At 72.0% G+C, this 14134-nt stretch carries 16 protein-coding genes and 1 tRNA gene; 10 read left to right on the top strand and 7 right to left on the bottom strand.

What is annotated here, in order from left to right:
- The 4 genes from cysT to L2K70_RS16165 form a co-directional block, all read left to right on the top strand.
- Positions 1-886 (top strand): sulfate ABC transporter permease subunit CysT (gene cysT / locus L2K70_RS16180; RefSeq protein ID WP_268930632.1); only part of this gene is annotated, 886 nt, incomplete at its 5' end.
- Positions 879-1736 (top strand): sulfate ABC transporter permease subunit, encoded by an 858-nt coding sequence (locus L2K70_RS16175; protein ID WP_236403487.1) that lies wholly within the window; start codon positions 879-881, stop codon positions 1734-1736. The genes cysT and L2K70_RS16175, both read left to right, overlap by 8 nt.
- Positions 1733-2710 (top strand): sulfate/molybdate ABC transporter ATP-binding protein, encoded by a 978-nt coding sequence (locus L2K70_RS16170; protein ID WP_236403485.1) that lies wholly within the window; start codon positions 1733-1735, stop codon positions 2708-2710. The genes L2K70_RS16175 and L2K70_RS16170 overlap by 4 nt, the downstream gene beginning before the upstream one ends.
- Positions 2711-2768: 58 nt before the next feature.
- Positions 2769-3422 carry a cobalamin B12-binding domain-containing protein gene (locus L2K70_RS16165; RefSeq protein WP_236403483.1) on the top strand — a complete coding sequence of 218 codons (654 nt, stop codon included), beginning with the start codon at positions 2769-2771 and terminating at the stop codon, positions 3420-3422.
- Between the two features lie 154 nt (positions 3423-3576).
- On the opposite strand, the gene L2K70_RS16160 is transcribed toward L2K70_RS16165, so the two are convergent.
- A complete protein-coding gene (locus L2K70_RS16160; RefSeq protein WP_236403481.1) occupies positions 3577-4068 on the bottom strand; it encodes a YajQ family cyclic di-GMP-binding protein in 492 nt (163 codons plus the stop codon).
- A gap of 94 nt (positions 4069-4162) precedes the next feature.
- Between L2K70_RS16160 and L2K70_RS16155 the strand changes: the two genes are divergently transcribed.
- Positions 4163-4244: transfer RNA gene (locus tag L2K70_RS16155), tRNA-Tyr, on the top strand.
- Positions 4245-4305: 61 nt separating this feature from the next.
- Here L2K70_RS16155 and L2K70_RS16150 read toward each other — a convergent pair.
- Positions 4306-4797, bottom strand: a complete 492-nt coding sequence (locus L2K70_RS16150) for a MarR family winged helix-turn-helix transcriptional regulator (protein ID WP_236403479.1) — start codon at positions 4795-4797, stop codon at positions 4306-4308.
- Between the two features lie 37 nt (positions 4798-4834).
- Between L2K70_RS16150 and L2K70_RS16145 the strand changes: the two genes are divergently transcribed.
- From L2K70_RS16145 to L2K70_RS16130, 4 genes are read left to right on the top strand one after another with little or no spacing between them, the layout of a single operon-like run.
- Positions 4835-5236 carry a nuclear transport factor 2 family protein gene (locus tag L2K70_RS16145; RefSeq protein ID WP_236403476.1) on the top strand — a complete coding sequence of 134 codons (402 nt, stop codon included), beginning with the start codon at positions 4835-4837 and terminating at the stop codon, positions 5234-5236.
- Between the two features lie 43 nt (positions 5237-5279).
- Positions 5280-6521 carry an AGE family epimerase/isomerase gene (locus L2K70_RS16140; protein WP_236403474.1) on the top strand — a complete coding sequence of 414 codons (1242 nt, stop codon included), beginning with the start codon at positions 5280-5282 and terminating at the stop codon, positions 6519-6521.
- The gene (locus L2K70_RS16135; RefSeq protein WP_236403471.1) at positions 6518-7447 is read left to right on the top strand and encodes a carbohydrate kinase family protein; all 930 of its coding nucleotides are present in this window, start codon (positions 6518-6520) and stop codon (positions 7445-7447) included. The genes L2K70_RS16140 and L2K70_RS16135 overlap by 4 nt, the downstream gene beginning before the upstream one ends.
- The gene (locus L2K70_RS16130) at positions 7444-8796 is read left to right on the top strand and encodes an MFS transporter (protein WP_236403469.1); all 1353 of its coding nucleotides are present in this window, start codon (positions 7444-7446) and stop codon (positions 8794-8796) included. The genes L2K70_RS16135 and L2K70_RS16130 overlap by 4 nt, the downstream gene beginning before the upstream one ends.
- Here L2K70_RS16130 and L2K70_RS16125 read toward each other — a convergent pair.
- The 5 genes from L2K70_RS16125 to L2K70_RS16105 all read right to left on the bottom strand — a co-directional run bounded on the left by L2K70_RS16125 (position 8793) and on the right by L2K70_RS16105 (position 12810).
- Positions 8793-8993 carry an RNA polymerase subunit sigma-70 gene (locus L2K70_RS16125; RefSeq protein WP_236403467.1) on the bottom strand — a complete coding sequence of 67 codons (201 nt, stop codon included), beginning with the start codon at positions 8991-8993 and terminating at the stop codon, positions 8793-8795. The genes L2K70_RS16130 and L2K70_RS16125 overlap by 4 nt on opposite strands.
- A gap of 138 nt (positions 8994-9131) precedes the next feature.
- Positions 9132-9812 carry a histidine phosphatase family protein gene (locus tag L2K70_RS16120; RefSeq protein ID WP_236403464.1) on the bottom strand — a complete coding sequence of 227 codons (681 nt, stop codon included), beginning with the start codon at positions 9810-9812 and terminating at the stop codon, positions 9132-9134.
- 12 nt (positions 9813-9824) lie between these two features.
- Entirely contained in the window at positions 9825-10733 is a 909-nt protein-coding gene (locus tag L2K70_RS16115) for a phosphodiesterase (protein WP_236403461.1), read from the bottom strand.
- 32 nt (positions 10734-10765) lie between these two features.
- The gene (gene fahA / locus L2K70_RS16110) at positions 10766-11977 is read right to left on the bottom strand and encodes a fumarylacetoacetase (RefSeq protein WP_236403460.1); all 1212 of its coding nucleotides are present in this window, start codon (positions 11975-11977) and stop codon (positions 10766-10768) included.
- A complete protein-coding gene (locus L2K70_RS16105; RefSeq protein ID WP_236403459.1) occupies positions 11974-12810 on the bottom strand; it encodes a hypothetical protein in 837 nt (278 codons plus the stop codon). The genes fahA and L2K70_RS16105 overlap by 4 nt, the downstream gene beginning before the upstream one ends.
- A 64-nt stretch (positions 12811-12874) precedes the next feature.
- On the opposite strand from L2K70_RS16105, the gene L2K70_RS16100 reads away from it, so the two are divergent.
- Positions 12875-14110, top strand: coding sequence for a homogentisate 1,2-dioxygenase (locus L2K70_RS16100; protein ID WP_236403535.1), 1236 nt, complete (start codon positions 12875-12877; stop codon positions 14108-14110).
- Positions 14111-14134: the final 24 nt, after the last annotated feature.

The following is a 14134-nucleotide window of genomic DNA, read 5'->3' as shown; positions in this document are numbered from 1 at the left end:
CCCCCCCCCCCCCCCGCGCGCCCCCCCCCCCCCCCCCCCCCCCCCCCCCCCCCCCCCCCCCCCCCCCCCCCCCCCCCCCCCCCCCCCCCCCCCCCGGCCGCGTGCCCTCGGTGCCAGCGCGAGCCTCGGCCTCGGCGTCGGACTGCTCTGGTTCAGCCTGCTGGTGCTGATCCCGCTGTCCGCCGTGGTGGTCGAGGCCTCCGGCGGCGGCTGGGGCACCTACAAGTCCGCGCTCACCAACTCGCAGACCGTCAACGCGCTGCAGCTCACCGTCGGTGTGGCGCTGCTGACGACCGCGATCAACATGGTCATGGGCACGGTCATCGCCTGGGTGCTGGTGCGTGACCGGTTCTGGGGCAAGCGCGCGCTCGACCTGATCATCGACATCCCCTTCGCGATGCCCACGATCGTGGCCGGCCTGGTGCTGCTCGCGCTCTACGGCAGCCAGGGCCCGCTCGGCGTCGAGTTCGAGAACACCCGCAAGGCCGTGTTCCTCGCCATCGCCTTCGTGACCCTTCCCTTCATCGTCCGCACCGTGCAGCCGGTGCTGGAGGAGATGGAGACCGAGGTCGAGGACGCCGCCGCGTCGCTCGGTGCCAACCGGCGGACCATCCTGCGTCGCATCGTGCTGCCCACGCTGGTCCCGGCCATCTTCGCGGGCGCGGCCCTGTCGTTCGCCCGCGGGATCAGCGAGTACGGCTCCCTGGTGCTGCTGTCCGGCAACCTGCCCAACCGCACCGAGGTGACGTCGTACCGCATGGCCTCCCTGCTCGAGGGCGGCAACCGGCCCGCCGCCGCTGCCCTCGCGACGATCATGCTGCTGGTCGCCCTCCTGGCGATCGTGGCGCTCGACATCACCCAGCGAAGGCTGGCGCGCCGTGGCTAGCGTGAGCACCGCGGTCGGGAACCGCTCGCGTACGACGACGTGGCTGCTGCGCATCCTCGTCGTCGGCTACCTCCTCATGCTGGTCGCCTGGCCGACCGGCCTGATCGCGAAGAACACGTTCGAGGACGGCTTCGGCGGCATGCAGCGGGCGCTGGAGGACCCCGACGTCATCCACGCCCTGATCCTGACCGTGAAGGTCTCGGTCATCGCCGTCGCCATCAACCTGGTGTTCGGCGTGGGCATGTCGCTGCTGCTGGTGCGCTACGACTTCCTTGGCAAGCGGGCCCTGTCGGCCCTCATCGACCTGCCGCTGTCCGTCTCGCCCGTGGTCGTCGGCCTGGCGCTGGTGCTCGTCTACAACCCGCGCTACGGCTGGCTGGGCGAGGGACTGCACGAGCGCGGCATCGACATCGTCTTCGCGACGCCCGGCATCGTCATGGCGACCTGCTTCGTCGTGCTCCCGCTCATCATCCGCGAGGTGGTGCCGGTGCTCGAGGAGCTCGGCGACGACCAGGAGCAGGCGGCCCGCAGCCTCGGCGCCAACGGCGCGCAGACGTTCTGGCGCATCACCCTGCCCGGCATCAAGTGGGCGATCGTGTACGGCGTCGTGCTGAGCCTGGCGCGCTCGCTGGGCGAGTTCGGCGCGGTCAAGATCGTGGCCGGTCGCAGCATCGGCAACATGGAGACCGCCACCTTGCTAGTGCAGCGGGAGTACCAGAACTTCCACGAGGACGTCGCCTACTCGGTGTCCCTCCTGCTCGTCGTGGCGTCGGTCCTGTGCCTGATCGTCGTCGCCATCCTGCGGCCCAGCGAGGGCTCGCACGCAGATCCCCAGAAGGAGAACAAGTGAGTATCGAGGTCCGCAACCTGAACAAGCGGTTCGGGGACTTCGTCGCCCTCGACGACGTGAGCGTGTCCCTGCCCTCCGGGCAGCTGACGGCGCTCCTCGGCCCGTCGGGCGGTGGCAAGTCGACCTTGCTGCGCATCATCGCGGGGCTCGACTCCGCCGACTCGGGCTCCGTGTCGATCGAGGGCACCGAGGCCACCCACCTGCCGCCGCAGAAGCGCAACGTGGGCTTCGTGTTCCAGCACTACGCGGTGTTCAAGCACATGACGGTCGCCAAGAACGTGGCCTTCGGCCTCGAGATCCGCAAGCGGCCCAAGGACGAGGTCGTGAAGCGGGTGGACGAGCTGCTCAAGCTCGTGCACCTCTCGCAGTTCTCCCACCGCATGCCCTCGCAGCTCTCGGGCGGCCAGCGCCAGCGCATGGCTCTCGCCCGCGCCCTCGCGGTCGAGCCGACCGTGCTGCTGCTCGACGAGCCGTTCGGTGCGCTCGACGCCAAGGTCCGCAAGGAGCTGCGCGACTGGCTGCGCCGCCTCCACGACGAGGTGCCGGTGACGACGGTCTTCGTGACGCACGACCAGGAGGAGGCCATGGAGGTCGCCGACGAGATCGTGGTCATCAACGAGGGCCGCGTCGAGCAGGTCGGCTCGCCCGACCAGCTCTACGACGAGCCGGCCAACGACTTCGTGATGTCGTTCCTCGGCGAGGTCACCCACCTCGGCGGGGTGTCGCTGCGCCCCCACGACGTCGAGGTCGACGCGGCCCCCACGGCCGCGGGGAGTGTCGAGGGCACGGTCTCCCGGCTGGTCCGGATCGGCTTCGAGGTGCGGCTCAACGTGCTCACGGTCGACGGCGAGGAGGTCTCCGTTGTGCTCACCCGCACCCATGCGCGATCGCTCGGCCTCGAGGAGGGCAGCACGGTGTTCCTCACCCCTGCGGATGGCGCCACGGTGATTCCGCGGATGGTGGCGGCAAGCTGAGCACCTCCGCCCCTGCAAAGGGGGTCCCGGCGTTGCGCACGGCGGCTAGCGTGCGCTCGTGACCATCACCACGACCACCGGCGAGCTGTGGGCCGCGGTCGAGACGTTCGACGCCGAGTCGGCCGAGATCGCCCTCGCCCGGCTGTTCTGGGACGTGCCCCTGTCCGGAGCCGTCACCGGCGTCGTGCTCCCGTTCCTGCGGGAGGTCGGTGACCGCTGGGAGGCAGGGACCTTGTCCGTCGCCCACGAGCACTTCGTGAGCGACATGCTGCGGCGCAAGCTCTCGGCGCTGTCGTCCGTCCCGCCCCAACGAGTGCTCGAGGACGCGACCGCGCCCTCGCCCGTCGTGCTGCTCGCCTGCCCGCCGGGTGAGCGCCACGACCTCGTGCTGCTCTGCGTGGCGCTGCTGCTGCGCGAGCGCGGCGTACGCCCTCGCTTCCTCGGCGCGGACACACCGATCCCGTCCGTGGTGACCGCCGCGCACGCCGCGGGGGCCGATGCGGTCGTGATGGCGGCCACCCGGTCGACGGCGTTCACCGCGCACTCCCAGTCGCTGCGCAAGCTCGCGCAGGACCGCCCCGTCTACCTCGCCGGCCGCGGTGCCGACGAGCAGACCGTCGCCGAGATCGGCGCGATCGCGCTCCCCGACGACCCCGTACGCGCCGTGGTCTTCCTCGTCGGCGAGCTCAACGAGGCCAGCCGCGGCTGGTGAGCCGCATCCGGAAGCCGGTCGGTGACTAGACCACCGGCGTGACGCCGTAGCGCGGGGGCGCGACGACGGTTGACCGGGCAGCGCGCGCACTCTCCAGGGGGACGCGCGCCAGGCTCCGTCGGCCGCACCCTCCCAAGGCGGTCGACGGAGCCGCTCAGCGGTAGTTGGTGAACTGCACCGCGAAGTCGTAGTCCTGCGCCTTGACGAGCTGCTGGACGGCCTGGAGGTCGTCGCGCTTCTTCGACGAGACCCGCAGCTCCTCGCCCTGCACCTGCGCCTTCACGCCCTTGGGGCCCTCGTCGCGGATCAGCTTGGAGATCTTCTTGGCGTCCTCGGAGGTGATCCCCTCCTTGAGCACGATGTCGATCTTGGAGACCTGGCCGGACTGGCGCGGCTCGGAGGTGTCGAGGATCTTGAGGCTCTGGTTGCGCTTGATGAGCTTGTCCTGGAAGACGCTGAGCACGGCGCTCGCACGGTCGTCGGCCGAGGCGGTGATCTCGATCGCCTTCTCGCCCTTCCACTCGATGGAGGCGCCGGTGCCCTTGAAGTCGAAGCGGGTCGCGATCTCGCGGGCGGCCTGGCTGAGCGCGTTGTCGACCTCCTGGCGGTCCAGCTTGCTCACGATGTCGAAGCTCGAGTCGGCCATGGTGGGTGCCTCCTTGGTGGAATTCACGGGGACTGCCGGGGGTGCCCGGCGATTCGTGGCGGTGTCCGTGCCTTGCTATTGTTCCGCACGCCCCGGCAGGTTGCCCGAGCGGCCAAAGGGAGCTGACTGTAAATCAGCCGGCAACGCCTACAGAGGTTCGAATCCTCTACCTGCCACTGGACGGATCCTCGCTCCAGTCGCCAGACCCCCGCACCCGTGCGGGGGTCTCGTGCGTTGTCAGGCGTCGTCGGGGTCCGGCACGGAGCGCGTCCGGACCCGGTCCTCGAGCCCGGTCACGCCCAGCAGTGCGACCAGGGTCGCCCTGGCTGCTTCGAGGTGCTGCGTGCCGACCCGGGCCACCACCTCGGCCTCCATCTCCGCGCGTGCCCGGCGTCCGCAGGCCAGGACGTCCCGGCCGGCAGCGGTCAGCCGCACCCGACGCGCGCGCTGGTCGTCCGGGGTGGTCACGCGCTCGACGTAGCCGAGTCCCTCGAGGTCGCGCACCTGCTTGGACGCGCCCTGCTGCGTCATCCCCAGCGACTCCGCGAGCGCGGAGATCGTCGGCTCGTCCTCCACGAGTCGCTGGATGACGTACCCGTGGGAGGGCCTGACGCCGACGTGGCCGGCCGCCGCGATGCGCTCCAGGACGGAGCGGGCGACGCCGCTCCCTGCGATCGAGGCCAGCGTCGGCAGGTCGAGGTCGCGGGGCTCGATGGGAGCGTTCGACATATTGACAACCTAACTTGTGCAACTTAGGTTGTGCAATATGACCGAGAACGAGCGCAGCATTCGAGACCTCTACGCCGCGATCGAGTCCGGGGCCACCGGCGACGAGCTGCGCCGCTTCTGGCACCCCGACGCCGAGCAGGTCGAGTACCCCAGCGTGATGCGACCGCACGGACACCGCCGCGGGCTCGACGAGATGATCGCCGGGTCCGAGCTCGGGCTGACGATGATCCGCGACCAGCGCTACGACGTGCACACCGTCGTCGAGCAGGGCGACGAGATGGCCGTCCAGCTCACCTGGACCGCGACCGTCGCCCGGGACCTCGGCACGCTGGCGGCAGGCACGCCCCTCGTCTCCCACGTCGCAGCCTTCTATGTCTTCCGCGACGGCCTGGTCCTCCGCCAGAGCTCGTACGACTGCTACGAGCCGATCGCCGGCTGACACCGTGTCGCCGACCTGCGCCGCGGCTGCTTGACTCACCCGGGTGAGCGATCTGGTGCCTCCCTCCGACGACTGGCTGGACGCCGAGTGCCGGCGCCTCCTCGACTTCGGACGACGCGTCGTGCACCCGGTGGGCGGGGCCGCGTGGCTCGACGACGACGGCGAGCCCGACCTGGCGCGGCCGGTGCACACCTGGATCACCAGCCGCACCGTCCACGTGTTCTCGCTGGGCCACCTGCTCGGGGTCGAGGGGTGCGCGCCGATCGCCGCGGCCACGCTCGACGGCCTGCGCACGACGCTCCACGACGCCGAGCACGGGGGCTGGTTCACCGCGGTGGACGCGACCGGCGCCCCGACCGGCACCGCGAAGTCCTGCTACGACCACGCCTTCGTCATGCTCGCCGCATCCTCGGCCGTCGTCGCCGGCATCCCCGGAGCACCGGCGCTGCTCGCCGACGCCACCGCCGTCTTCGAGCGACACTTCTGGGAGGAGCCGGTCGGCCGGGTCGTCGACGAGTGGGACCGGTCCTTCTCCCAGTCCGCCCCATACCGCGGACTCAACTCCTCCATGCACTCTGTCGAGGCGGTGCTGGCCGTCGGCGACGTGACCGGCGAGCGGCGGTGGCACGAGCGTGCCGGGCGCATCGCGTCGTACGTCGTCGCGCTGGCCGAGGCGCACGACGGCCGGCTGCCCGAGCACTTCGGCGCGGACTGGTCGGTCGACCTCGAGCTCAACCGCGACCGGCCCGACGACCCCTTCAAGCCCTTCGGTGCGACGATCGGCCACGGGCTGGAGTGGGCGCGGCTGCTCCTCCACGTCGACGCCACGCTCGGCGACGACGCCCCGGCGGGGCTCCTCGAGACCTCGCGCCTGCTCTTCGCCCGCGCGGCGGCCGACGGCTGGGACGTCGACGGAGCGCCCGGCTTCGTCTACACCACCGACTGGGACGGCATGCCCGTCGTCCGCAACCGGATGCACTGGGTCGCCGCCGAGGGCATCGCCGCCGCCGCAGCCCTCCACCGGCGTACGAGCGAGGAGGCGTACGCCGACCGCTACGCGCAGTGGTGGGCCTACGTCGTGGAGCACCTGCGCGACGCCGACCGAGGCTCGTGGCACCACGAGCTCGACCCGCGCAATCGCCCACAGGCGTCGGTGTGGCCGGGCAAGCCGGACCTCTACCACGCGGTCCAGGCGACCCTCCTGCCGCGACTCCCGCTGAGCCCGAGCCTGGCGAGCGCACTGGCTGTCGGCCGGGGTCGGGCCAGCGGCATGATGGGGGCATGACGGACGCACAACCGCAGGTCCTGGTCATCGGCGAGGCGCTCGTCGACGTCGTCCCGGACGGCACCGGCCAGCCGCAGGACTTCCCCGGCGGGAGCCCGGCCAATGTCGCGATCGCCCTCGCCCGGCTGGGGCGCGACGTACGACTGGTGACCCTGCTCGGCGACGACGACCGGGGTGCGGCCGTGCGCGCGTGGCTCGAGGCGAGCGACGTCACGGTGCTGGCCCGCCCCACCGCCAGCGGCCGGACGTCGAGCGCCGCCGTCACCCTGGACGACACCGGAGCGGCGTCCTACGTGTTCGACCTCGACTGGCACCTCGGCGAGGTGGGGGAGGTGGGCGACGTGCTCCATGTCGGGTCCATCGCCACGGTGCTCGAGCCGGGCGCCGACTCCGTCCTCGACGCGGTCCGCGCGCACCACGGCCGCGCGCTCGTCTCGCTCGACCCCAACGCCCGGCCGGCCATCACGCCCGACCGTGCCGGCCCGGTCGCCCGGGTGGAGGAGCTCGTCGGGCTCTCCGACGTGGTCAAGGTCAGCGACGAGGACCTCGCCTGGCTGCACCCGGACGACGACCCGGTCGCGACCGCCGCCCGCTGGGCGGAGGCCGGGCCCGGGTTGGTGGTCGTCACCCGCGGCGGCGACGGCGCGGTCGCCGTACGGCCCGGTGGGGGGACGTTCGAGGTGCCGGGCGTGCCCGTGGTCGTGGCCGACACCGTGGGCGCGGGCGACACCTTCAGCGGCGTCCTCCTCGACGCGCTCCTCGGCCTCGGCGTGCGCAACGGAGCCGACCTGAGGGCGCTGTCGGACCGCGACGTGCTCGGTGCCGTGACGACGGCCGCGATCGGTGCCGCCGTGAACGTGTCCCGTCCCGGCGCGAACCCGCCCTCGCGGGCCGAGCTCGACGCCGCCCTCGGGACCGGGGAGTGACGCAGTCACGACAGCTGGAGCAGGTCCACGACATCGGGAAGCGGCGAGCCTGGGTCATCTGGGCCGTGTCGCTGGCCGTCTACGTCCTGGCGGTCTTCCACCGCAGCTCGCTCGGCGTCGCCGGGCTCATCGCGGCCGACCGCTTCGACATCACCGCGACCAGCCTGGCGACGTTCACGGTGCTGCAGCTCGTCGTGTACGCCGGCATGCAGGTGCCGGTCGGCGTGCTGCTCGACCGGTTCGGCTCGCGCGCGATGCTGATCTGGGGGCTGGTGCTGATGACGGCCGGCCAGCTCGCCTTCGCCTTCGCCGAGTCGTTCGCGGCGGCCGTCGCCGCCCGGGCGGTGCTGGGTGCGGGCGACGCGATGATCTTCGTCAGCGTGATCCGCATCGTGACGGTCTGGTTCCTGGTGCGGCAGGCGCCGATGGTCACCCAGCTGACCGGGCTCACCGGGCAGCTGGGCGCGATCGCCGCGGCCGGACCGCTGTCGTACCTGCTCCACACCCTCGGCTGGACGCGCGCCTTCGCGCTGACGTCCAGCGTCGGCGTCGTCCTGCTCGTCGCGGTGCTCGCGCTGGTGAAGGACTCGCCCTACCGGCGCGGTGACGTGGTGGCGATCAAGCTGCGCGCGCTCGCGCAGTCCGTCCGGACGGTGTGGGGGAACCCCGGCACGCGGCTGGGGATGTGGTCGCACTTCGTCTCGCAGTTCTCCGCGACCGTCTTCGCGCTGCTGTGGGGCTACCCGTTCCTGGTGCAGGGGCTCGGCTGGTCGGCGGGAGCGGCCAGCACGCTGCTGATGGCGATGACGGCGTGGGCGGTGGTCAGCGGGCTCGTCACGGCGCGACTCGTCGCGCGGCTGCCCTACTACCGCTCGTTCATCGTGCTGGGCGTGGTGGCTGCCATGGTCGCGGCGTGGACGGCGGTGCTGCTGTGGCCCGGTGCGGCGCCGACGTGGCTCGTGGTGCTGATGGCCTTCGCTGCCGCCAGCGGCGGGCCAGCGTCGATGGTGGGCTTCGACCTCGCGCGGTCCTTCACGCCCGCGCACGCGATCGGTCGTGCCAACGGCCTGGTCAACGTCGGCGGCTTCACCGCCTCGCTGCTGGTGATGGCGCTCATCGGGGTGATGCTCGACCTGTCGGCGAGCGGTGGCATGGCGTCGTACACGCTCGGCGACTTCAAGCACGCGATGGCCGTGCAGTACGCCTTCTGGGCGCTCGGCGCCGTCCAGGTCCTGCGCTACCGCCGCCGCGGCCTCGCGCACCTCGCGCGCGTCCACCCCGGCTCGGTCGAGCAGATGCGTGCCGGGCAGCCCTTCGTGCACCCGGGCATCGGGACCGAGGGCGTCTAGCCGACCTTGCGGTACTTCCGGTGCATCGTCTGCCGGGTGACGCCGAGCAGCGTGCCGATCTCGGCCCAGCTGAGGCCCGAGTGTCGAGCCCGTCGTACGGCGACCTCCTCGCGCCGCGCGATCTCGCGCTTGGCCTCGCGGACCGCGGCCAGCTCGTCGTACACGCCGCCGCCGTCGGTGCCCACCGATGTCCTCATGACGTCAGCATATGCTGACGCACCAACCCAGGCTCCGGTGAACTTGTCGGCCGAGTCCTACGGTTGTCAGCCGAGATCTCGGCCGACAACCGTGGTGGTCACCGGACATCCGGTGACTCCAGATCCGGCCGACCCCGCTCAGCCGACCGCGCCGTCGTCGTCGGGGTCGAGGTCGCCGGTGGGGTCCTCGGCGGTGGGGTCCTCCAAGAGCTCACCGCCGACGGGGTGGCCCTGCCACGAGACCATCCGCCAGCCCGAGTCGGGGTCACCGTCGAGCACGATGAGGGCGGTGTTGTGGAGCGGCTGGGTGGCCGGGGGAGCATCGGGGTGGGGCTCCATGCGGGTCGAGGCCCAGGTGCGGAGCGCGGCACCGTGGCTGACCACCAGTACGGCGTCGTGGCCGGCCTCGACGATCGTGCGGACGGCGCGGTCGAAGCGGGCCAGGAACTCCTCCCCGGTCTCGCCGCCGGGCATGCGGTGGTCCAGGTCGCCGCCCAGCCACGTCGCGACGGCACCGATGTAGCCCGCGACGGCGTCGTGGTCGGACCGCATCTCGTAGTCGCCCGCCTGGATCTCCTCCAGCCCGTCGAGCTGGGTGAGTGGCAGCCCGCGATCCGCCGCGGTCGGGGCGGCCGTCTGGTGCGTCCGCACCCGGCTCGAGACGTAGACGGCGTCGATCCGCTCGTCGGCGAGCGCCCGGGCGGCGGCGGCCGCCTGGGCGCGCCCGAGGTCGGTGAGGTCGAGGCCGGGGTGTGCGGTGTCGAGCTCGCCGGAGACGTTCGCGTGCGTCTGGCCGTGCCGCATCAGCAGGAGTCGCAAGGGGAGGGATCCTCAGGAGTTGAAGGGGGAGGTCTTCGACGAGGCCAGCTCGACGGCCTCTTCGAGCGAGACGCCCTCGAGCGCCTCCTCGATGTCTGTGCCGACGTGGCTGACCTCGGTGCCGCGCTCGAGCGGGACGAGCGTGTGCACCAGGCGGTCGTCGTAGGTGTGGACCATGGTGAAGGCCTGGTTGGCGTCGACGCCGGAGACGAAGCGGTCGACCGGAGCCGGGTCGCTGGTGTAGCAGGTCGCCGAGGTCACCGAGACCGGCACGCCGGCGAAGGTCGACCACGTCGACAGGTGGAGGTGGCCGGCCAGGATGCCGCGCACGTCGGTGCCGGTGATCACGTCGGCCAGCGCCTGCTGGTCGTGCAGCTCGATGAGCTCGGCAGCCCGGAGCATCGGGAGCGGCAGCGGCGGGTGGTGCATGGCGAGGAGGGTGCCGTGCTCCGCGGGGGTGGCCAGCTCCTCGGCCAGCCACGCCAGCTGCTCGGGCTCGAGCGTGCCGTGGTGGTAGCCCGGCACGCTGGTGTCGAGGGCGATGATCCGCAGCCCGTCGACGTGGTGGACCCGGTCCTGGAACCCGTCGTCGTCGGAGTCGAAGAGCCCGCGCGCGAAGGGCGCTCGCTCGTCGTGGTTGCCCATCGTCCACACGACGATCGCGCCCATCGCGGCCGCGGCGGGCTCCACGATCGAGCGCAGGGTCGCGTAGGCGTCAGGCGCGGCCTGGTCGGCGAGGTCGCCGGTGAAGACGAGCGCCTGCGGAGAGGGTCGTACGGCGCCGAGGCGCTCGATCGCGCGACGGAGGTTGGCGACGTTGTCCACGACGCCGTAGTGCAGGCCGCCCCCGGTGATCAGGTGCGGGTCGGAGAGGTGTGCGATCGCGTGCCGCGGGGCGGCGTACTGGCCGAGCTGTTTCACGCGCGCCAGCCTAGGCGTCGGGCACGAGTGGACTAGCGCGCCGGCAGGATGCGACCGGAGACCTCGCCGAGGGTGATCCGGCCGCCCCCGGTGCCGGGCGCGGAGTAGCGCAGCACGACCTCGTCGCCGTCCTCGAGGAAGGTCCGCTCACGACCGCCGGCGGTGAACGGCTCCTTTCCGCCCCAGCTCAGCTCCAGCAGCGACCCGCGCTGGTCACGCTCCGTGCCGGAGATCGTGCCCGATGCCCAGAGGTCGCCCGTGCGCACGCTGGCGCCGTTGACCGTCGTGTGCGCGAGCATCTGGGCCGGTGACCAGTACATCGCCCGGTACGGCGGCCGCGCGACGACCTCGCCGTCGAGCACCACCTCGACCTCGATGTCGAGCCCGGCCGGGCCGTCGACCACCAGGTAGTCGAGCACCTCGGGGTCCTGGCCGGGCAGGTCGGTCCAGGCGGCGTCGAGCGCGGCGAGGGGCGTCACCCACGCGCTGATCGAGGTGGCGAAGGACTTGCCGAGGAAGGGACCGAGCGGGACGTACTCCCACGCCTGGATGTCGCGCGCCGACCAGTCGTTGACGCCCACGACGCCGAAGGTGTGCCGGGCGAAGTTGGCCGTGCCCACCCGCTCGCCCATCGCCGAGGGCACGCCGACGACGAACCCGAGCTCGGCCTCGATGTCCAGCCGCTGCGAGGGTCCGTAGGTGGGGGACTCCTCGGTCGGCGCCTTGCGCTGCCCGCTGGGACGTACGACGTCCGTGCCCGACACCACGACCGTGCCGGAGCGCCCGTGGTAGCCGACCGGCAGGTGCTTCCAGTTGGGCAGGAGCGGCTCGTCGTCGGGGCGGAACATCCGCCCGACGTTGGAGGCGTGGTGCTCGGAGGCGTAGAAGTCGACGTAGTCGCCGACGGTGAACGGCATCAGCATCCGCACCGAGTCGACCGGGGAGAGCGCCGGCTCGACGAGGTCGCGCTCGGTCTCGTCAGTCAGCAGGCCGGTGATCCAGGCCCGGGTCGAGTCCCAGACCGCCGGTCCGGCGGCCATGAACGGGTTGAGCGTCGGCTGGTCGAGGAGCGCGTGCGTGTCGACCATGTCGGCCGCCGCGACGATGCTCAGGTCGAGCACGAAGTCGCCGATGCGCACCGCGACGCGCGGGTGCTCGCCGGAGCGCGCGAAGACGCCGTAGGGGAGGTGGTCGACGTCGAAGCCGGAGCCGGCGGCTCCGTCGACCCAGGTCCGTGCCGTCATGGGGTGTCCACCACTTTCTCCACCAGTCCGAGTGAGATGAGGTCGTCGAGGGGCTCGGTCACCGAGCAGGAGCCGAAGGAGGTGAACCACCGGCGCGCCGAGGAGATGTCGGCCGCGGCCAGCGCGGCGCCGTCGCGCTCCTCGAGGGTCGCGGTCGCGTCGTCCACCGATCCGCCGTCCCACAGCACCTGGGTCGCGACGAGCACGTTGAGGAACCCGTGTGCCCCTCCGCCCTCGGGGGCGTGGCGCACGGCGCGGTGCAGCCCGGCGGTCGCCTTGAAGCGCGTCTCGCGGTCGAGTGCGGCGTCGATCCAGGCGGCGACGGTGGGCGACTCGGGGATGAGGTCGTGGTCGACGTGGCCGAGCCGGAGCTTGAGCCGGTGCTCGCAGGCCGCGACCTCGTCGGCGGCGGCGAGCCACGACGCGGTCGGCGGACCCGGGACCTCGATGAAGATCGGTACGTCGACCTCGGCGGCGCGGGCGGCCGCGTCGATCCGCCGGACGTTGCCGACGGGATCGTCGCTGTCGCGCACGGCGATCTCGACCGCGGCGACGTCCAGTCCGAGCCTGCGGGCCGCGCCCAGCGGGCCCGCGAGCTGCCCGGCGCCACCGGTGACCACGACCGACAGGGGTGCGGCGACGCCGCGGACCAGCGGCAGGTCGGTGTCGCGGAGCACGAGGCTCCCGACCAGGTCGCCGTACCACTCCTCGCGGCGTTCACCGTAGGTCGCGGTCGCCTCGTGGAGCGGGGCGTCGCCCGGCGGGAAGATCGCTGCGTCGTCGATCACCGCGTGCCACTGCGACGGAAGTGGGTGTGTCGGGGGAGCTGCCACGCCGCTACTCTAGCCATCGGATAGCGGACGCGAGCGTCCGATGATCGGACGAACGGAGCGGTTGATGGCCCACTACCGAGCAGTCGGACGGCTGCCCCGCCAGCGCCACACCCAGCTGCGCGACGAGGACGGCCACCTGTTCCGCGAGGAGCTCATGGGCGAGGAGGGCTTCTCGTCCGACTCCTCGCTGCTCTACCGCCGGGGCGTGCCGAGCGCGATCACCGACAGCACCGTCTGGGAGCTCGCCGACCAGTCGCGGACCCCCAACCACCCGCTCAAGCCCCGTCACCTCAAGCTCCACGACCTCGAGACCGGGACGTGCCCGGTCGAGGGACGGCGCCTGGTCCTCGGCAACAACGACGTGCGCATCGCCTACGTCGTCACCGGCACCGACCCCTCGCCGCTCTACCGCAACGCCATCGGCGACGAGTGCGTCTACGTCGAGTCCGGCTCGGGACGGGTCGAGACGGTCTTCGGCACCGTGGCCTACCGCGCGGGCGACTACGTGATCGTCCCGCGGGCGACCGACCACCGCTGGGTGCCGGCCGAGCCGTCGCGCCTCTACGCGATCGAGGCCAACAGCCACATCCACCCGCCCAAGCGCTACCTGTCGCGCTTCGGGCAGATGCTCGAGCACGCGCCCTACTGCGAGCGCGACCTCCACGGACCCGAGGGCCTCGACGAGCTCGTCGAGTCGTGCCGCGACCTCACCGACGTCGAGGTGCTCGTGAAGCACCGGACCAGTGCGGGCATCGTCGGCACGCGGCTGACGTACGCCACCCACCCCTTCGACGTGGTCGGCTGGGACGGCTGCCTCTACCCCTACACGTTCAACATCGAGGACTACATGCCGATCACCGGCAAGGTCCACCAGCCGCCGCCCGTGCACCAGGTCTTCGAGGGCTGGAACTTCGTGGTCTGCAACTTCCTGCCCCGCAAGGTCGACTACCACGAGCTCGCGATCCCGGTGCCCTACTACCACTCCAACGTCGACTCCGACGAGGTCATGTTCTACGTCGGCGGCGACTACGAGGCACGCAAGGGTTCCGGCATCGACGTCGGGTCGATCAGCCTGCACCCCGGCGGCCACGCCCACGGCCCGCAGCCCAGCGCGATCGAGGCCTCGCTGGGCGCCGAGAGGTTCGACGAGTCCGCGGTCATGGTCGACACCTTCGCGCCGCTCGAGCTCGGCGAGGGCGGCCTGGCCGCGGAGGACCCGGCCTACGCCTGGACCTGGGCCGGTCGCGGACCCGCCGCGGACGGCGACGACGGTGGACCGGCGGTGTTCAGCAACAGCTGACCCCCTCCTTCGGGTGGTCGTTAG

The organism is Nocardioides potassii (assembly GCF_021648885.1).
Taxonomy (GTDB): domain Bacteria; phylum Actinomycetota; class Actinomycetes; order Propionibacteriales; family Nocardioidaceae; genus Nocardioides; species Nocardioides potassii.
The sequence above is the reverse complement of the archived record's forward strand: the minus strand, read 5'-3'. Positions and strand labels throughout refer to the sequence as shown.